General features: G+C 72.7%; 14 protein-coding genes. 4 read left to right on the forward strand and 10 right to left on the reverse strand.

The features are described 5' to 3' along the window. Nucleotides 1–71: 71 nt before the first annotated feature. Nucleotides 72–1,631 carry a glycerol kinase GlpK gene (gene glpK / locus BLR33_RS24215; protein ID WP_093786691.1) on the forward strand — a complete coding sequence of 520 codons (1,560 nt, stop codon included), beginning with the start codon at nt 72–74 and terminating at the stop codon, nt 1,629–1,631. Nucleotides 1,632–1,638: 7 nt separating this feature from the next. Further along, nucleotides 1,639–3,255, forward strand: coding sequence for a glycerol-3-phosphate dehydrogenase/oxidase (locus BLR33_RS24220; RefSeq protein ID WP_093786692.1), 1,617 nt, complete (start codon nt 1,639–1,641; stop codon nt 3,253–3,255). A 160-nt stretch (nt 3,256–3,415) separates the two neighbouring features. Here the strand turns inward: BLR33_RS24220 and BLR33_RS24225 are convergent, their stop codons facing one another. Continuing rightward, nucleotides 3,416–4,174: a hypothetical protein gene (locus tag BLR33_RS24225; RefSeq protein ID WP_093786693.1), complete on the reverse strand. Its 759-nt coding sequence runs from the start codon at nt 4,172–4,174 to the stop codon at nt 3,416–3,418. Between the two features lie 142 nt (nt 4,175–4,316). Here BLR33_RS24225 and BLR33_RS24230 point away from each other — a divergent pair, with 142 nt between their 5' ends. Beyond that, nucleotides 4,317–4,988, forward strand: coding sequence for a FadR/GntR family transcriptional regulator (locus tag BLR33_RS24230; protein ID WP_093786694.1), 672 nt, complete (start codon nt 4,317–4,319; stop codon nt 4,986–4,988). Between the two features lie 122 nt (nt 4,989–5,110). Here BLR33_RS24230 and BLR33_RS24235 read toward each other — a convergent pair whose 3' ends face one another. The 7 genes from BLR33_RS24235 to BLR33_RS24265 all read right to left on the reverse strand — a co-directional run bounded on the left by BLR33_RS24235 (nt 5,111) and on the right by BLR33_RS24265 (nt 13,034). Beyond that, nucleotides 5,111–5,950: an amidohydrolase family protein gene (locus BLR33_RS24235; protein ID WP_093786695.1), complete on the reverse strand. Its 840-nt coding sequence runs from the start codon at nt 5,948–5,950 to the stop codon at nt 5,111–5,113. Between the two features lie 5 nt (nt 5,951–5,955). Beyond that, the gene (locus BLR33_RS24240) at nt 5,956–6,984 is read right to left on the reverse strand and encodes an aldo/keto reductase (RefSeq protein WP_093786696.1); all 1,029 of its coding nucleotides are present in this window, start codon (nt 6,982–6,984) and stop codon (nt 5,956–5,958) included. Between the two features lie 202 nt (nt 6,985–7,186). Further along, entirely contained in the window at nt 7,187–8,224 is a 1,038-nt protein-coding gene (locus tag BLR33_RS24245) for an ABC transporter permease (protein ID WP_093786697.1), read from the reverse strand. Beyond that, nucleotides 8,221–9,771: a sugar ABC transporter ATP-binding protein gene (locus BLR33_RS24250; RefSeq protein ID WP_093786698.1), complete on the reverse strand. Its 1,551-nt coding sequence runs from the start codon at nt 9,769–9,771 to the stop codon at nt 8,221–8,223. Before BLR33_RS24250 ends, BLR33_RS24245 begins: the two co-directional genes overlap by 4 nt. A 3-nt stretch (nt 9,772–9,774) precedes the next feature. After that, on the reverse strand, nt 9,775–10,815 hold the full coding sequence (locus tag BLR33_RS24255) for a sugar ABC transporter substrate-binding protein (RefSeq protein ID WP_093786699.1): 1,041 nt from the start codon (nt 10,813–10,815) through the stop codon (nt 9,775–9,777). Between the two features lie 99 nt (nt 10,816–10,914). Further along, nucleotides 10,915–11,721 carry an SDR family NAD(P)-dependent oxidoreductase gene (locus tag BLR33_RS24260; RefSeq protein ID WP_093786700.1) on the reverse strand — a complete coding sequence of 269 codons (807 nt, stop codon included), beginning with the start codon at nt 11,719–11,721 and terminating at the stop codon, nt 10,915–10,917. After that, nucleotides 11,718–13,034 (reverse strand): L-fuconate dehydratase, encoded by a 1,317-nt coding sequence (locus tag BLR33_RS24265; RefSeq protein ID WP_093786701.1) that lies wholly within the window; start codon nt 13,032–13,034, stop codon nt 11,718–11,720. The genes BLR33_RS24260 and BLR33_RS24265 overlap by 4 nt, the downstream gene beginning before the upstream one ends. 428 nt (nt 13,035–13,462) lie before the next feature. On the opposite strand from BLR33_RS24265, the gene BLR33_RS24270 reads away from it, so the two are divergent. Continuing rightward, complete coding sequence (locus tag BLR33_RS24270; RefSeq protein ID WP_093786702.1) at nt 13,463–14,536, forward strand: PAC2 family protein; 1,074 nt, start codon at nt 13,463–13,465, stop codon at nt 14,534–14,536. A 60-nt stretch (nt 14,537–14,596) separates the two neighbouring features. Here the strand turns inward: BLR33_RS24270 and BLR33_RS24275 are convergent, their stop codons facing one another. Both BLR33_RS24275 and BLR33_RS24280 read right to left on the reverse strand, forming a co-directional pair. Further along, nucleotides 14,597–16,861, reverse strand: a complete 2,265-nt coding sequence (locus BLR33_RS24275; protein WP_093786703.1) for a xanthine dehydrogenase family protein molybdopterin-binding subunit — start codon at nt 16,859–16,861, stop codon at nt 14,597–14,599. Nucleotides 16,862–16,871: 10 nt separating this feature from the next. Beyond that, the gene (locus BLR33_RS24280; protein WP_093786704.1) at nt 16,872–17,375 is read right to left on the reverse strand and encodes a (2Fe-2S)-binding protein; all 504 of its coding nucleotides are present in this window, start codon (nt 17,373–17,375) and stop codon (nt 16,872–16,874) included. Nucleotides 17,376–17,702: the final 327 nt, after the last annotated feature.

Here is a 17,702-nt window from a genome sequence, read left to right on the forward strand (position 1 = left end):
CAGCCGCCACAGCCGCCGCAGACCCCGTGCCCACCGCACCGCACCCGCCCACCCGCACCGAGGAGCACCCCGTGACCGACACACCGACCGCGCAGAGCACCCACGGCTCCGGCCCCTTCATCGCCGCCATCGACCAGGGCACCACCTCCAGCCGCTGCATCGTCTTCGACCGGGACGGCCGGATCGTCGCCGTGGACCAGAAGGAGCACGAGCAGATCTTCCCCAAGCCCGGCTGGGTGGAACACGACGCCGCCGAGATCTGGGCCAACGTCCAGGAGGTGGTGGCCGGCGCCATCGGCAAGGCCGCCCAGGACGTCCCCGGCTTCACCCCCGCCGACGTGAAGGCGATCGGCATCACCAACCAGCGCGAGACCACCCTGCTGTGGGACCGGCACACCGGCGAGCCGGTGCACAACGCCCTGGTCTGGCAGGACACCCGCACCGACGCCCTGTGCCGGGAGCTCGGCCGCAACGTCGGCCAGGACCGCTTCCGCCGCGAGACCGGCCTGCCGCTCGCCTCGTACTTCGCCGGGCCGAAGATCCGCTGGCTGCTGGACAACGTCGAGGGGCTGCGCGAGCGCGCCGAGGCCGGCGACATCCTCTTCGGCACCATGGACTCCTGGGTGATCTGGAACCTCACCGGCGGAGTGGACGGCGGCGTGCACGTCACCGACGTGACCAACGCCTCGCGCACCCTGCTGATGAACCTGCACACCCTGGACTGGGACGAGAAGATCCTCGCCTCCATCGGCGTCCCGGCCGCGGTGCTGCCGCAGATCCGCTCCTCCTCCGAGGTGTACGGCACCACCAGCGTCGGCGGCCTGGCCGACGTGCCGGTGGCCTCCGCGCTCGGCGACCAGCAGGCCGCGCTCTTCGGGCAGACCTGCTTCGCCCAGGGCGAGGCGAAGTCCACCTACGGCACCGGCACCTTCATGCTGATGAACACCGGGGAGACCCCGGTGAACTCCTACAACGGCCTGATCACCACCGTCGGCTACCGCATCGGCGACGCGGCTCCCGTCTACGCCCTGGAAGGATCCATCGCCGTCACGGGTTCACTGGTGCAGTGGATGCGTGACCAAATGGGGCTCATCAGCACGGCAGCCGAGATCGAGACCCTGGCGTCGTCCGTGGCGGACAACGGCGGGGCGTACTTCGTGCCGGCCTTCTCCGGGCTCTTCGCCCCCTACTGGCGCGACGACGCCCGCGGTGTGATCGCCGGCCTGACCCGGTATGTCACCAAGGCGCACATCGCCCGCGCGGTGCTGGAGGCCACCGCCTGGCAGACCCGGGAGATCGCGGACGCGATGACCAAGGACTCGGGCGTCGAGCTGACCGCGCTGAAGGTCGACGGCGGCATGACGTCCAACAACCTGCTCATGCAGACCCTGGCGGACTTCCTCGACGCGCCCGTGGTGCGCCCGATGGTCGCCGAGACCACCTGCCTGGGCGCGGCCTACGCCGCCGGCCTCGCGGTCGGCTTCTGGCCGGACACCGACGCCCTGCGCGCCAACTGGAAGCGGGCCGCGGAGTGGACGCCCCGTATGGAGGCGGCCGACCGCGACCGCGAGTACAAGCACTGGCTCAAGGCCGTCCAGGCCACCATGGGCTGGATCGAAGAGGAGCACTGAGAACGCCATGACCACCCCCCTGCAGCAGCTCGTCCCCTCGCTCGGGACGCACCCGACCGCCGGCGCCGACCCCGGGCGGGCCGAGACCCGCGACCTGCTCGGCCACGCCTCCTTCGACCTCCTGGTGATCGGCGGCGGCATCCTGGGCATCACCACCGCCTGGCACGCCGCGCAGTCGGGGCTGCGGGTGGCGATGGTCGAGGCCGGCGACTTCGCCGGCGCCACCTCCTCGGCGTCGTCCAAGCTGCTCCACGGCGGCCTGCGCTACCTGCAGACCGGCGCGGTGCGGCTGGTCGCCGAGAACCACGTGGAGCGGCGCGCCGTCTCCCGGGACGTCGCGCCCCACCTGGCCAACCCGCTCACTTTCTACCTGCCGGTCTACAAGGGCGGCCCGCACGGCGCGGCCAAGCTCGGCGCGGGCGTCTTCGCCTACTCCGCGCTGTCCGCCTTCCGCGACGGCGTCGGCCACGTCATCAGCCCGGCCCGCGCCGCCCGGGACGTGCCCGAGCTGCGCACCGACAACCTGCGGGCGGTGGCCGTCTACGAGGACGGCCAGATGAACGACGCCCGCATGGCGCTGATGACGGTACGGGCCGCGGTGGACGCCGGGGCCGTCGTGCTCAACCACGTCGAGGTGACCTCGCTGCGCTTCACCGGCGGCCGGGTGACCGGCGCCGAGCTGCGCGACCGCACCGACGGGACCGAGTTCGGTGTGGACGCCCGGCTGGTGCTCAACGCCACCGGCCCCTGGGTGGACCACCTGCGGCGGATGGAGGACCCCGGCGCGGCCCCCTCGATCCGGCTCTCCAAGGGCGCCCACCTGGTGCTGCGCCGCACCGCCCCCTGGAAGGCGGCGCTGGCCACCCCGATCGACAAGTACCGGATCACCTTCGCGCTGCCCTGGGAGGACATGCTCCTGCTCGGCACCACCGACGAGTCCTACGAGGGCGACCCGGGCGAGGTCCGGGTCACCGAGTCCGACATCGCGCAGATCCTCGACGAGGCGTCGCTCTCGGTGCGCGACCAGCAGCTGTCCCGGGACCTGATCACCTACTCGTTCGCGGGCCTGCGGGTGCTGCCCGGCGGCCCCGGGGACACCGCGAAGGCCAAGCGCGAGACGGTGGTCACCGAGGGCCGCGGCGGCATGCTGTCGGTGGCCGGCGGCAAGTGGACCACCTTCCGGCACATCGGCCGCACCGTGATGGACAAGCTCGCCGAGCTGCCCGGGCACCCGCTCGCCGACGACATGCAGCCGATGCGCAGCCTGCCCCGGCACGCCCCACTGCCCGGCTTCGCCAGCCCCGGCGCGGTCGCGCACCGGCTGGTCGTGGACGGCGCCGCGCCGGGGGCGCGGATGGCCGCCGACACCGCCCGGCACCTGGCCTCGCACTACGGCTCGCTCGCCTTCGACATCGCCCGCCTGGCCAACGAGGACCCGGCGCTGGCCGCACGCATCCACCCCGACGCCCCCGAGATCTGGGCGCAGGTCGTCTACGCCCGCGACCACGAGTGGGCGTACGACGTGGACGACGTGCTGCGCCGCCGCACCACGCTGACCATCCGCGGCCTGGACACCCCCGAGGTCCGCGCGGGCGTGGCGAAGCTGCTGGGCCGGGAGGGCTGAGGCCGCACAAGGGCCGCGGCGAAGGCCGTTCGGGCCGGCCGCGGCTCGGGGCCCGGGCCTCGCGGGCCCGCCCGCGCGGTGTGTACGGGGCGGTCGCGCGGACTGCCTCAGGCCGCCGCACACGTGCGCGGTGCGTACGGGCGGGTGCGCGCGGACTGCCTCAGGCCGTCAGCGCGTCGAGTTCGGCGAAAAGGGCGGCCGGGTGGGGCCGGCCGGTGCGCTCGGCCAGGGCGAGCCACCGGGCCCGCCCCTCGCGCCACAGCGCGGCCGCCCCGCCTTCGGCGACCGCCCGCACGGTGTGCTCGGGCAGCTCGGCCTCGGCCGCGCGGGAGGGGGTGAGCCAGTGGGCAGTGCTGTCCTCGGCGAGCCGTGCCATCCACAGCAGGTGGCGGGCCGCGTGCGCGAGGGCGTCCTGGGCGCGCAGGTGCTCGCCCCGGGCTGTGACGTGCAGGGCGAGCACCAGCCAGTTGGCGAAGCGCCCGCACAGCTCGGCGATCTCGTCCGGCCCGCTCGGCAGCGGCGGGTGGGCGGGCAGCGCGGCGAGCACGGGCGCGAGTTCGCCGTCCCGGTCGACGATCAGCATGCGGGTGACCGGGGCGCCGCGGTGCGGCCACTGGCCGACGGAGGCGATGTCCGCGGTGACCGCGAAGTGGAACTCGCCGCGTACCGGGCCGGGGAAGAAGGCGACGTGGGTGCCGAACTCGTTGCGCACCACCAGGCTGACGGGGGCGACCTTCGCGCACCAGGCCGCCGGGTCGAGCCGGGCGCGGGCCTCCGGGGTGAGGAACAGCCAGAACTCCACGTCGCTGTGGGCGTCCCCCTCCCCCGCGGCGAAGGAGCCGTACATCAGGGCCGCCCGCACGTTCTCGTCCGCGTGGCACATCTCCCGTACCCGGGTGATGAGTTCGTGCTGGATCACGCGCCCATTATGGGTCCCGCCGGGGCGGGCCGGGGGCGCCGGGCGGCTGGTTGGGCCCGGGAGCGGTTCTGGCTCATAATGGGGGGAGACATCGGAGGTCTGGCCGCGCGGGTGCCAGGGGACGGGAACGGGGAGGGCGCACATGGCCGTCACGGACGAGGCGATCGAAAAGATCAAGGAAATGATCGTCTCCGGCGCGCTGCGCCCGGGGGACCGGCTGCCGAAGGAGAGCGAGCTCGCGGCCGAGCTGGGCCTGTCCCGCAACTCGCTGCGCGAGGCCGTGCGGGCGCTGTCCCTGATCCGCATCCTGGACGTGCGCCAGGGCGACGGCACCTACGTCACGAGCCTGGACCCGCAGCTGCTGCTGGAGGCGCTGAGCTTCGTGGTGGACTTCCACCGCGACGACACGGTGCTGGAGTTCCTGGCCGTGCGCCGCATCCTGGAGCCCGCGGCGACCGCGATGGCCGCGGTGCGGATCTCCGCGGAGGACCTGGACGTCCTGGAGGGCAAGCTCGACGCGCTCGGGGCGACCCCGTCGGTGGAGGAACTGGTCGCCTCCGACCTGGAGTTCCACCGCGGCATCGTGCAGGGCTCGGGCAACTCGGTGCTCTGCTCGCTGCTGGACGGCCTGTCCGGGCCCACCACCCGCGCCCGCGTCTGGCGCGGCCTGACCCAGGAGGACGCGGTCAGCCGTACCCTCCACGAGCACCGCGCCATCCTCTCCGCCCTGCGCGACCGCGACGCGGAGGCGGCCCGCTCCTGGGCGACGGTCCACGTCGCCAGCGTCGAGCAGTGGCTGCGCTCGACACTGTGAACCGTCCGTAGGGCCGTCGAGCCCAAGCCGGGCCGTAAAGACAGCACGAGGGGGCGCGGGGGATCTCCCCGCACCCCCTCGCCGTACGGCCGGGGCTGGGGCCCCACGCCCGGCGGCCGTGCCTACCGCTTCAGCCCGTACACCTCGCTCGCCGTGCCGCCCAGCACCGCCTCCTGCTCGGCCGGGGAGAGCGCGGCGACCGCCTGTTCGGCCAGCGCGAAGACGTCCGCGTAGCGGCCGGCCAGGGTGCAGACGGGCCAGTCGGAGCCGAAGAGCACGCGGGCGGGGGTGAAGGCGTCCAGGACATGGCGGGCGTAGGGCAGGACGTCCTGCGGGCGCCAGGTGTCGAAGCCCGCCTCGGTGATCAGCCCGGACAGCTTGCACCAGACGTTGGGCAGCGCGGCCAGCTCGGTGAGCCGGTCCGCCCAGGGCTGCCAGGCGCCCGAGGCGATCGGCGGCTTGCCCGCGTGGTCCAGGACGAACCGCACCTCGGGCAGGTCGCGCACGGCGGCGATCGCGGCCTCGGTCTGCTCCGGTGTGACCAGCAGGTCGTAGACGAGCCCGGCGGCGCCGACCGCGGCGAGCCCGGCGCGGACGTCCGGCCGGTCCAGCCAGCGCGCGTCCGGCTCGTCCTGGACCTGGTGCCGGATGCCGGCCAGCGGGCCCCGCGCGGCCAGGTCGGCCAGCACGTCGGGCAGCGCCGGGTCGGTGAGGTCGGCCCAGCCGACGACGCCGGCCACCAGGCCGCCCGACTCCCGCGCCAGGGCGAGCAGTTCGCGGGTCTCCTCCAGCGAGGAGCTGGACTGCACGAGGACGGTCGCCCCGATGCCGTGCTCGGCCAGCAGCGGCCGCAGCTCGGCCAGCTCGAAGGTCCGGTCGATCGGGGCCAGCGCCTCGCCGGCGATCCAGGGCTGCGGCCGCCGGGAGAGGTCCCACAGGTGGTGGTGGGCGTCGACGCGCACCGCCGTCACTCCCCCGCCCCGGCCGCGGAGGCCGCGTGCGCGGCCGCGTTGGCCTCGACGGTGGCGGCCAGCGGCAGCGGCACGTCCTTGTCCAGCAGCCCCCGCTCGACCAGCCGGTGCCACAGCTCGTCGGGGATGTCGTGGCCGAACATCTCGGCGTTGTCGCGCACTTCGGCCTCGTTGGCGGCGCCGACCACCGCGGAGACCACGGCCGGGTGGGCGAAGGGGAACCGCAGCGCGGCGGCCCGCAGCGGCACCCCGAACCCGGCGCACACCTCGGCCATGTCCAGCGCCCGGCGCAGCAGGTCCTCGGGCGCGGCGGCGTAGTCGTAGGGCGCGCCGGGCTTGGGGTCGGCGAGCAGGCCGGAGTTGTAGACCCCGCCGACCACGACCTTGGTGCCGCGCCGCTCGCACTCGGGCAGCAGGTCGTCGTAGGCGGTGCGCTCCAGCAGCGTCCAGCGGCCCGCGCACAGCACCACGTCCACGTCGAGGTCGGCGACCAGACGGGCCATGACGCCGCTGTAGTTCATGCCGAAGCCGATCGCCTTCACCACGCCCTGGTCGCGCAGGTCGGCCAGCGCCGGGAAGCCGGTCGCGTAGACCTCGGGCAGGTGGTTCTCCACGTCGTGCAGGTAGACGATGTCCACGCTGTCCACACCGAGCCGCTCCAGGGAGCCCTCCAGCGTGGCGCGGATGCCGTCGGCGGTGAAGTCCCAGACCCGGGCGCGGGCCGGGGTGTCGGTGAAGCCCTGCCCGTCGGGCACCTCGCCGGGGGCCAGGTCGCGCAGCCGGCGGCCGACCTTCGTGGACAGCAGGTAGCTGCCGCGGTCCCGGCCGGCCAGCGCCCGGCCGAGCCGCTCCTCGGAGCGGCCCAGGCCGTAGTGGGGCGCGGTGTCGAAGTAGGTGGGCGGCCCGCCGAAGGTCTCGAAGGCGGCCGCGACGGTGGCGTCGGCCTCCTCGTCGCTGACGGCGTGGTAGAGGTTGGCCAGCGGGGCGCAGCCGAGGCCGAGCCGGGGAAGTGCCGGTACGGGCATGGGAGGGGTCTTTCTCTCGGGACGGCGGCGGAAACGGGGCGCGGGGGCGCCCGGCGGCAAGGCCGCGGCGCCCCCGGGAGCCCAGGCGGGCAGAGCGATGTCGGGAAGGCTCAGGGTAGGTCAGGACGGGTCGGGAGGAATCAGGAGGGGTCAGCAGGGGTCGGGTAGAGACAGGAAGGGGCGGCGCGGGGGCGGCGCGGGGTCAGTCCTCCTGCTCGCCGCTGGCGAAGCGGGAGATGATCAGGGCCACGATGATGATCGCGCCGTAGAGGAACTGGTCCCACAGCGGTGGCACTCCGCCCAGCGTCATGACGTTGACCACGAGCTGCAGGGCGACCACGCCGGTGAGCGCGCCGAACAGGGTGCCGCGGCCGCCGTTGAGGCTGACCCCGCCGATGACGGTGGCGGCGAAGACCTGGAAGATCCAGTTCTGGCCCTGGGTGGAGGAGATGGCGCCGTAGTGGCCGACGTAGAGCACGCCGGCGAACGCGGCCAGCAGCGAGGCGATGGCGAGCACCGTCCAGGTCACCAGGTCCACCCGGATGCCGGCCGCCCGCGCGGCCTCCTTGTTGCCGCCGATCGCGTACAGGGCGCGGCCGTGCCGCAGGTAGCCCAGGGCGAGGCCGCCGGCGACGAAGAGCACCAGGCAGATCCAGATGGCCGCGGGCGCGCCGAGCCAGGAGGCGCCGCCGAGGTAGGAGAAGGACTTGGGCACCTCGACGATGGACTTGCCCTGGGAGATGCCGACCTGCAGGCCGCGCAGCATGGTGAGCATGCCGAGGGTGGCGATGAAGCCGTTGACCCGCAGTTTGAGGATCATGAAGCCGTTGAATCCGCCGACCAGGACACCGACGAGCAGGCAGACCGGGATCGAGGTCCAGCCGGGCAGCGCGCCGATGCCGTGATAGGTGGCCGAGCCGGTGCGGGGCATCACCAGCCACATGGCGATCACCGGGGCCACGCCGATGGTGGACTCCAGCGACAGGTCCATGCGGCCCAGGATGAGGATCATCGCCTCGCCGAGCACGAGCAGGCTCAGCTCGCTGCACTGCTGGAGCACGCCCAGCAGGTTGTCCGAGGTGAGGAAGGTGGGCGAGACGATGAAGCCGACCACGCCGACGATGAAGATCACCGGGATCAGCGACAGGTCGCGGTAGGTGCCGACCTGGAGCCGCGGGGCGCCGCGCTTGCGCTGGTCGGGGGCGGCCGTCTCGGCCGTCAGCTGGCTGGTGTCACTCATTCCTCGACTCCCTCGTCGCCGCCCGCGGGCAGCCCTTCCATCGCCGAGACCAGGTCCCGGTCGCTCCATCCACTGCCGAACTCGGCGATCACCCGCCCGTGGAACAGCGCGATCACCCGGTCGCAGACCCGCAGGTCGTCCAGCTCGTCGGAGACGATCACCGCGGCGTCCCCGCGGTCGGCCACCCCGCGCACCACGCCGAGCAGCGCGTCCTTGGACTTCACGTCCACGCCCGCGGTGGGCCGGATGGCCACCAGCACGCTGGGCTCGCGGGCCAGCGCGCGGGCGATCACCACCTTCTGCTGGTTGCCGCCGGACAGGTCGGAGACCGGCTGGGCCGGGCCCGAGGTCTTGATGTCCAGCGAGTCGATCATCCGCTGGGCGAACTGCCGGGTCCGGCCGGGCAGCACCGTGCCGTACGGGCCCAGCTGGTCGGTCACCGACAAGGTGGCGTTCTCCGCGACGCTGCGGCCGGGCACCAGGCCCTGGCGGTGCCGGTCCTCGGGCACGTAGCCGATGCCGGCGCCCAGGGCGTGCGGCACGCTGCCGGGCTTGACGGTACGGCCGCGCACCAGGGTGCGGCCGCCGGTGGCGCGGCGCAGGCCGACCAGGGTCTCGCCGAGCGCGGTGTTGCCGCTGGCGGTGGCGCCGGCCAGGCCGAGCACCTCACCGGGCCGCACCGCGAAGTCCACCGGCTCGAACACGCCGTCCAGGGCGAGCTGTTCGGCCCGCAGCACGGCGTCGGCGGCCTCCTCGCCCGCTCCGGCCGCGGCCGCGTCCTTGCTGCGGCCGGCGTGCCAGGCGGCCTCGGCCTGCTCGCTCTCCCCGGTCATCGCCGCCACCAGCTCGCTCTTGCCGAGCTCCGCGACGGGCGCGGTCAGCACGTGCCGGGCGTCGCGGTAGACGGTGACGGTGTCGCACAGGTCGTAGACCTCCTGCAGGTGGTGCGAGATGAACAGGAAGGCCACCCCCTGCCGGCGCAGCTCGCGCAGCTTGGTGAAGAGCCGCTGGATGCCGGCCGCGTCGAGCTGCGCGGTGGGCTCGTCGAGGATGATGAAGCGGGCGCCGAAGGACAGCGCCCGGGCGATCTCCACGAACTGGCGCTGCTCCACCGTGAGGTCGCCGGCCAGCGCGGTCGGGTCGACGTCCACGCCGTACTCGGCGAGCAGGTCGCGGGCCCGGGCGCGCAGCGCCGACCAGCGGATGCGGCCGGGCGCGAACCGGTTGAGGAACAGGTTCTCCGCGACGGTCAGCTGCGGCACCACCATCGACTTCTGGTAGACGCAGGCCACCTTGGACTGCCAGCCGGCGGTGTCGCCCGGCGCCGGGGCCGGGGCCCCCTGGAAGGTGACCCGGCCGGCGTCCGGCGTCTGCAGCCCGGTCAGCACCGAGACGAGGGTGGACTTCCCGGCGCCGTTGCGGCCGACGAGCGCGTGCGAGTCGCCGGCCGCGACGGTGATGCCCACCCGGTCCAGGGCCACGGTGGCCCCGAACCTCTTGACGATGCCCTCCGCCTGGACTGCGGGGGGCGCTGCCGCATCGGTCATGGGTCAGCTCTTCCCGAGCTGGTTGGCCCACAGGCTGGGGTCGTCCACGTTCGCCTTGGTCACCAAGGGCGCGGGCAGCTGGTCCTCCAGGCCGTTGGGGATCTTGATGATGGTGGAGTCGTGGTCGGTCGGGCCGGGCTTGAACGTCTTGCCCTCCAGCGCCGCCTTCGCGTAGTACAGCGCGTACTTGGCGTAGGTGTCGGCGGGCTGGGAGATGGTGGCGTCGATCTCGCCGGCCTTGATGGCCTTGAACTCCTCGGGAATGCCGTCGTTGGAGATGATCGTGATGTGGCCCGGCGTGCCGGCGGGCTTGAGCAGGCCCTTCTGCTTCAGCAGCGCGAGGGTGGGCTGCAGGAAGACGCCGCCGGCCTGCATGTAGATGCCGTTGAGGTCGGGGTTGGAGGCCAGCGTGGTCTGCAGCTTCGCCGAGGCGGTGGCGCCGTCCCAGTTGGTCGGCAGCGCGATCACCTTGATGCCGGGGTACTTGCTCTTCATGCAGGCGGCGAACGCCTCGGAGCGGTCCCGGCCGTTGATCGAGGACAGGTCACCCTCGAACTCGGCGACCTTGCCCTTGCCCTTGAGCTGCTGGCCGAGGTAGTCGCAGGCCTTCTGGCCGTACGCCTTGTTGTCCGCGCGCACCACCATGTACACCGGCCCCTTGTCCGGGCGGGTGTCCACACTGATCACGGGTATCTTCTTCTTCGCCAGCTGGTCGAGCGTGGAGGCGATGGCGCCGGTGTCCTGCGGGGCCATCACGATCGCCTTGGCGCCCTCGTTGGCGAAGCTGTCAACGTTGGCGACGAGCTTGCCGATGTCGTTCTGGGAGTTGGTGCGCGGCAGCGCGGAGACGGCTCCGGCCTTCACGTCCTTCTCGATATAGCTGTTGTACGAGTTCCAGAAGTCGCTGTCGGAGCGCGGCAGGTCGATGCCGACCTTGCCGGAGCTGCCTCCGGCCTTGCTCTCGCTGCCTCTGTTGCAGCCGGCGAGCGCGGTGACCGCGAGCAGTGCGGCGCAGGCCGCCACGGTCGTCGTGCGCAGTCTCATCGTCGAGTCCTGCCCTTCCAGGTGTGTGGTGGTGTCGGCTCAGTGGAGGGGTGTGGATTCCGTCAGGGAAGTGGTGGGGGTGCGGCCGGGCGGGTGCGCCTAGCCTTCGGCGGGCCGCAGGCGCAGTCCCTGCATGCCGCCGTCCACGGCGAGCGAGGCGCCGGTGACGCTCGCCGCCGCGGGGCTCGCCAGGTAGGCGATCGCGGCGGCCACCTCCTCGGCGCTGACCAGCCGTCCCATCGGCTGCCGGGCGTCGAGTGCCGCGCGCTCGGCGGCCGGGTCCTCGGCCTGGTCGAGCAGGCGGCCGATCCACGGGGTGTCGGCGGTCCCGGGGTTGACGCAGTTGACCCGTACGCCCTCGCGCACGTGGTCGGCGGCCATCGCCAGGGTCAGGGAGAGTACCGCGCCCTTGCTCGCGCTGTAGAGGGCCCGCTGGGGCAGGCCCGCGGTGGCGGCGATGGAGCAGGTGTGGGTGATCGAGGCGCTGCCGGGGCGGGCGGCGGCGGCCTTGCGCAGGTGCGGCAGGGCGGCGCGGGCGGTGCGGACCAGGCCGAGGACGTTGATGTCCAGCACCCGGTGCCACTCGTCGTCCGTGTTGTCCTCCACCGTGCCGATGGCGCCGATGCCGGCGTTGCCCACCAGGATGTTCAGGCCGCCCAGTTCGCCGACGGCGCTCTCCACGGCGGCGCGCACGTCCGCGTCGGAGGTGACGTCCGCGCGCACCGGCAGGGTGCCCTCGGGGGCGCCGGACGGGTCGCGGTCCAGGACCGCGACGCGGGCGCCGCGGGCGGCGAGCAGGCGGGCGGTGGCCGCGCCGATGCCGGAGGCGCCGCCGGTGACAAGGGCGGTGAGCCCGGTCAGGTCGCCGGGGTCGGCGGGGACGGTGGTGGATACGGCGTCGGTCATCGGGCGAGCTCCTGTCGGGCCACCCAGACCGGGCCGTCCGGGTAGCGGTAGTCGATGAGGGTCTGATCGACCATCCGGGCGGAGAAGCCGGGCGCCTGCGGGGCGCGGTAGCGGCCGTTCTCCACCACGACGGGGTCGGTGAAGTGCTCGTGCAGGTGCGGCACGTACTCGATGATCCGGTCCTCCCAGCTGCCGGAGACCGCGACGTAGTCGAACATCGACAGGTGCTGCACGAGTTCGCACAGGCCCACCCCGCCGGCGTGCGGGCAGACCGGGACGCCGAACTTGGCGGCGAGCAGCAGGATCGCGATGTTCTCGTTGACGCCGGCCACCCGGGCGGCGTCGATCTGCACGAAGTCCACGGCGCCGGCCTGCAGCAGCTGCTTGAACACCACGCGGTTGGCGATGTGCTCGCCGGTGGCGACCCGGATCGGCTGGCCGGCCCGCACGGCGGCGTGCGCGAGCACGTCGTCGGGGCTGGTGGGCTCCTCGATCCAGTACGGGTCGTACGGCGCCAGCGCCCGCATCCAGGCGACCGCCTCGTGCACGTCCCAGCGCTGGTTGGCGTCGACCGCGATGCGGATGTCGGGGCCCACCGCGTCGCGGGCCAGCCGCATCCGGCGCAGGTCGTCGTCGAGGTCGGCGCCGACCTTCAGCTTGATCTGGGTGAAGCCGGCCGCGACGGCCTCCTTGGCCAGCCGGGTCAGCTTCTCGTCGCTGTAGCCGAGCCAGCCGGGCTCGGTGGTGTAGGCGGGGTAGCCCTGGCCGCGCAGCCGCTCGGCGCGCTCGGCCCGGCCCGGCTCGGCCCGGCGCAGGATCTCCAGCGCCTCGTCGCGGGTGAGGGCGTCGCTGAGGTAGCGGAAGTCCACCAGGTCCACGATCTGCTCGGGCGTCATGCCCGCCAGCAGCTCCCACACCGGGCGGCCGGCCCGGCGGGCGGCCAGGTCCCAGGCGGCGTTGACGACCGCGCCGGCCGCCATGTGCATCACGCCCTTCTCCGGGCCGAGCCAGCGCAGTTGGGAGTCGTGGGTGAGCAGACGGTAGAAAGCGCCAAGATCGCCCGTGACACTGTCCACCCGGCGGCCGACCACATAGGGTCGCAGTGCCGCTATCGCGGCGGCGACCACGTCGTTGCCGCGGCCGATGGTGAAGCAGAGGCCGTACCCTGCCAGACCGTCGGGCGCGTCGGTGCGGAGCACCACGTAGGCGGCGGAGTAGTCGGGGTCGGGGTTCATGGCGTCCGAGCCGTCGAGCTGCTCCGAGGTCGGAAAGCGGATGTCGTGGACGTCGACCTCGGTGATGGTCGGACTCATGCACACTCCCGTCGCAAGACATCGGATCTTTTTTCGATGATCCGATGTATAGCGGCGGTGGCCCCCACTCGTCCAGGGGGAGGCACGAACTTTGTGATAACAGATCGGATGTCTCAGCAGGGGTTTCGGCCGGTCCGCCGCAGCGGCCGAACAGGCGCGGCCGGCACCGGCAGCCGGGGCAGCACGCGCAGCGCAGCGGGTGCGGGCCGGGCGCCCGGCGCGGGGAACACCGCCGGTCCGGCCGGCCGGTCCGCCCACCGGGACCGCGGAGGCACTCCATGACACGCGCGGACTGCGGCGCGGCGGCCGCTACGCCGTAGGCTGGTGCCGCACGCGAAGGACGCGACGGTCAGCAGATGGACAACAGACGCGACAGCAGCCGGTGCGGGGACGGCAGAGCCACCGCAGCCGGCGGAAGGAGGAGCCGGGTGATCGAGCTGGAGGGAGTCCCCGAGCTGATCGACCCGGTCATGGTGGCCGCGTTCGAGGGCTGGAACGACGCCGGGGACGCAGCCTCCACCGCGGTCGGCCACTTGGACCGGGAGTTCAAGGGCGAGGTCTTCGCCGCCCTGGACGCCGAGGACTACTACGACTTCCAGGTCAACCGGCCGACGGTGTGGATGGACGGCGGCGTCCGCAAGATCACCTGGCCGACGACCCGGCTGTCGGTGGTCCGGGTCCAATCGCCCAGGCCACGCGACCTGGTCCTGGTCCGCGGCATCGAGCCGAGCATGCGGTGGCGTTCCTTCTGCAACGAGCTGCTGGGCTTCGCCCACGAGCTGGGCGTGGAGATGGTGGTGGTGCTCGGGGCGCTGCTCGGCGACACCCCGCACACCCGCCCGGTGCCGGTCACCGGTGTCACCTCCGACCCGGACCTGGCCACCACGCTCAACCTGGAGGAGTCCCGCTACGAGGGCCCCACCGGCATCGTCGGCATCCTCCAGGAGGCGTGCACGCACGCCGGCATCCCCGCGGTGAGCTTGTGGGCGGCCGTGCCGCACTACGTCTCCCAGCCGCCCAACCCCAAGGCCACCCTCGCGCTGCTGAACCGCCTGGAGGACCTGCTCGACCTGCGCATCCCGCAGGGCGAGCTGCCCGAGGACGCGCGCGCCTGGCAGGTCGGGGTGGACCAGCTCGCGGCCGAGGACAGCGAGGTCGCCGAGTACGTCCAGACGCTGGAGGAGGCCCGCGACACCGCGGAGCTGCCCGAGGCCTCCGGCGAGGCCATCGCCAAGGAGTTCGAGCGCTACCTGCGCCGCCGCGAGCCGGGCGACTACGCCTCCAGCGACGGCCCCGACGGGGTGCCCCGCTTCCGTCCCCGCCCCGAGGACCCCGACAAGCCGGACGACACCGCGGACGGCCCGGCCCACCGCTCCTCCGAGGACGCCGAGGACACATCCGCCGAGCACTCTTCCGCCGAGGACTCCGGCGACAGCTCCCCGGGGGACGGCAAGGACAGCCCGTCGGAGGGCGGCGAGGACACGCCGGGCGAGGACTCCTGACGACGGCCGGCGTCCGCCCGGCCTGGCCGGGCGGACGCCGGTGGGCTCCGCGGAGAGCGGCTACGCCATGGCCGCCATGACCGCCTCGGGGGTGAACGGCATCGTGCGGAGCCGCACGCCTGTGGCGTCGAAGACGGCGCTGGAGATGGCGGACGGGATCACGTTGACGGCCGGCTCGCCGACCCCGGTAGGGGGTGTGCCCGGGTTGGGGACGAGGACGGTGCTGATCGTCGGCGTCTCGTCCATCCGCAGCAGCGGATAGCTGCTCCAGTCGGCGCTGGTGATGTTGGAGGTGTCGAAGGTGACCTCCTCGTGCAGGACCCTGCTCGCGGTCTGGATCACACAGCTCGAGATCTGGCGCTCGATCGCCCGGGGGTTGATGATCTGGCCCTGGTCCTGCGCGACGGTCACCTCCGTGAGCAGGATCTTGCCCGTCGCGGGCGTCACCTCCGCCTTGACCACCGCGGCGGCGTAGGTGCCGTCCCGGACGACGAACGCGATGCCCTGCCCGGTGACGGTGCCGCCGCTGGTGCTCGCCTCCTTCCGGGGCGAGGGCCGCGGCTCCCACCCGGCCCGCCGCGCCGCCGCCTTCAGGACGGCGATCGCCCGGGTGTCGGTGAGGAGCCTCAGCCGGAACCGGAGCGGGTCCTGCCCGGCCTTGGCCGCGATCTCGTCGACGAACGCCTCCTGCGCGAAGGTGATCTGGTACTGGCCGGGCGAGCGCAGGAAGGTGGTGCGTATCCCGAACGGGTAGGGCGAGGTGTCGGCACCGAGCTCCGGGATCTGGTGCGCCAGCTCCAGCATGTTCGGGAACTGGTAGAGGTCCGGGCCGGTCCAGCTGCCGACCGGTTTGCGCGGGGCCGGCATCGCGACGCCGGCGAGGATGGGCCCGAGCATGGTGCTGTCGTTGTTGGGCGCCATGAAGGCGTCGTGCTTCCAGGCGACGACGTTGCCCGACTCGTCGAGCCCGGCCGACATGTCGTGGAGCGTGCCGGGGCCGTGGGGCTCCCAGATGTGCTCGTCCTCACGGCTCCACTGCACCCGCACCGGCCTGCCCAGCTGCTGGGACAGGAACACCGCTTCGGAGGCCGCGTCGTCGTAGTTGGCGCTGAGCCGCCCGTACGGGCCCGACCCGTCAGCCCAGACCACCTCGACCTGCTCGGCGGAGATGCCCAGCATCGTGGCGATGCCGTTCCGCAGGCCCTGCGGGTACTGGGTGGAGGACCAGACGGTCACGCTGCCGTCGGGGCGCACGTCGGCGATGCCGCAGCTCGGCCCGATCATGCCGTGGTTCTCGAACGGCGTCTGGTACGTCGCCTGCAGCGTGCTGCTGGCGGCGGCGAAGGCGCTGTCGAAATCGCCCTTGCTGGCCTGCGTCATGATCTTCGACGGTATGGCGCGCATCGCCGCGGGCCAGCCCTCGGTCGTGGGCAGGCCGTTCCAGTCCGACCAGGTGACGGGCAGCGCCGCCGCTCCCTTGATCGCGTCCCACTCCTGCTCGGCGACCACCGCGACCAGGTTGTTCAGCCGCACCACCTGGGCATTGCTTCCAGGCGGCAGGGAGCCCACCGAGACCACGGTGGAGCCGATCCCCTTGGGGTGGACGACCCGGGCGTGGAGCATGCCGGGAACCCTGATGTCGTGGACGAACCCCGTCTTCTGCCGGACCTTGTCCGCGATGTCGACCCGGGGCACGGACCGGCCGACCAGCTTGTACTCGGTGTACGGCTTGGGCGTGGCCCCGACGTGCGTGCCCTGGCTGTCGATCACGATCGGCGTCACGGCGGTGAGGGCCTTGCCGTGGACCAACTGGCCGTAGCTGACCCGCTTGCGGCCGCTGCTGACCACGCCGTTGTCGACCCTGAGCCTGCTGACCGGGACGTGCAGCCGGTCGGAGGCCAGGGAGAGCAGCGTGGCGCGGGCCTCGGCGGCGATCAGCCGGGCCTGCTGGCCCGCCCTGGCGATCGTGCTGCTGGCGGCGGTGACCCCCTGGTCCGGGGTGACATCGGTGTCACCCATCACCAGGGTGACCGTGTCGAAGCTGACGTCGAGCTCTTCGGCCACCATCTGCGCGAGGGCGGTGCGGTTCCCCTGCCCCAGCTCGACGTGCCCGGTGCGCCAGGTGATGTCGCCGTCGGCGTGCACCGTCAGCCAGGTGGCGAGGTCGGTGAGGGCGGGGGTCGGGAAGGGCGCGCCCGCCGCGGCTGCTTCCGCGACCGAGGGCCGCAGGGCCACCGGCACCGCGGCCGACATCACGACCAGGGCCCCGCCCGCCTTGAGGAGGCCGCGCCGGCTGAGTTTCCCGGGTTCTTGCTGGCTGCGCATCCTCGTCCCCTCAGGCCATCAGCTCGGCGGCCCGCTGGACCGCTTTGATGATCTGGTCGTAGGTGCCGCACCGGCACAGGTGGGCCGAAGGGCCCGAGGTGCTGAACGCCGTCTTGATCTCGTCCACCGTGGGGTTGGGGTTGCCGGCGAGCAGGTTGGCGGTGGTGATCATCATCCCGTTCTGGCAGTAGCCGCACTGCGGGACCTGCTCCTCGATCCAGGCCTGCTGGATCGGGTGGAGGTCCGCCTCCGGGATGTCCTGCTCCTTCGCCCACAGCGCGGGCAGTCCCTCCACGGTCGTGATGTTCTGCCCCTCGAAGGCCGAGACGGGCTTCACGCACGTGCGTCTGGCGCCGGCGTCCGACAGCACCGAACAGGCACCGCACTGTTCCAGGCCGCAGCCGAATTTGGGTCCGGACAGGCCGAGTTCCCCGCGCAGCACGTAGAGCAGCGGAGTATCGGGTGACGAGGTGACCGTCGTTTTCTCGCCGTTGACGACCAGTTCGATTGCCATGAAAAGACCTCCGTCGGGAGCGAAAGCGGGCAAACCTGTCAGCCGTACCAGCTTCACCAAGGCTGACCAGCGTCGAGCACCACTGTCAATCGGCGGAAAAAGACTGGCGGAAAGTTGCCGTCGTTGAGTCGGACGGCCCGATTATCCGTACCACCGCCCACTTTCATGCCCGTTGCAACCGGTGGACAAGGGCAGCAAAATCCTTGAAGCCCCATCAAAACGGCCGGGCGCATTCATTCCCAATGCCGCAAATCGAGAACGGTCGCGCCCCATGAATTGCGCGCCGGGACCGGGGCGGGGCCCGCCCGCCGGGCCACGGTCAACCGC

Origin of the sequence: Actinacidiphila guanduensis (genome assembly GCF_900103985.1) — a bacterium.
In the GTDB taxonomy this organism is placed as follows: Bacteria; Actinomycetota; Actinomycetes; order Streptomycetales; family Streptomycetaceae; genus Actinacidiphila; species Actinacidiphila guanduensis.

Coding starts and splice junctions, on each gene's coding strand:
- BLR33_RS24220 (WP_093786692.1), top strand. CDS start 1,639: ATGACCACCCCCCTGCAGCAGCTCGTCCCCTCGCTCGGGACGCACCCG.
- BLR33_RS24230 (WP_093786694.1), top strand. CDS start 4,317: ATGGCCGTCACGGACGAGGCGATCGAAAAGATCAAGGAAATGATCGTC.
- BLR33_RS24240 (WP_093786696.1), bottom strand. CDS start 6,984: ATGCCCGTACCGGCACTTCCCCGGCTCGGCCTCGGCTGCGCCCCGCTG.
- BLR33_RS24245 (WP_093786697.1), bottom strand. CDS start 8,224: ATGAGTGACACCAGCCAGCTGACGGCCGAGACGGCCGCCCCCGACCAG.
- BLR33_RS24250 (WP_093786698.1), bottom strand. CDS start 9,771: ATGACCGATGCGGCAGCGCCCCCCGCAGTCCAGGCGGAGGGCATCGTC.
- BLR33_RS24255 (WP_093786699.1), bottom strand. CDS start 10,815: ATGAGACTGCGCACGACGACCGTGGCGGCCTGCGCCGCACTGCTCGCG.
- BLR33_RS24260 (WP_093786700.1), bottom strand. CDS start 11,721: ATGACCGACGCCGTATCCACCACCGTCCCCGCCGACCCCGGCGACCTG.
- BLR33_RS24265 (WP_093786701.1), bottom strand. CDS start 13,034: ATGAGTCCGACCATCACCGAGGTCGACGTCCACGACATCCGCTTTCCG.
- BLR33_RS24275 (WP_093786703.1), bottom strand. CDS start 16,861: ATGCGCAGCCAGCAAGAACCCGGGAAACTCAGCCGGCGCGGCCTCCTC.
- BLR33_RS24280 (WP_093786704.1), bottom strand. CDS start 17,375: ATGGCAATCGAACTGGTCGTCAACGGCGAGAAAACGACGGTCACCTCG.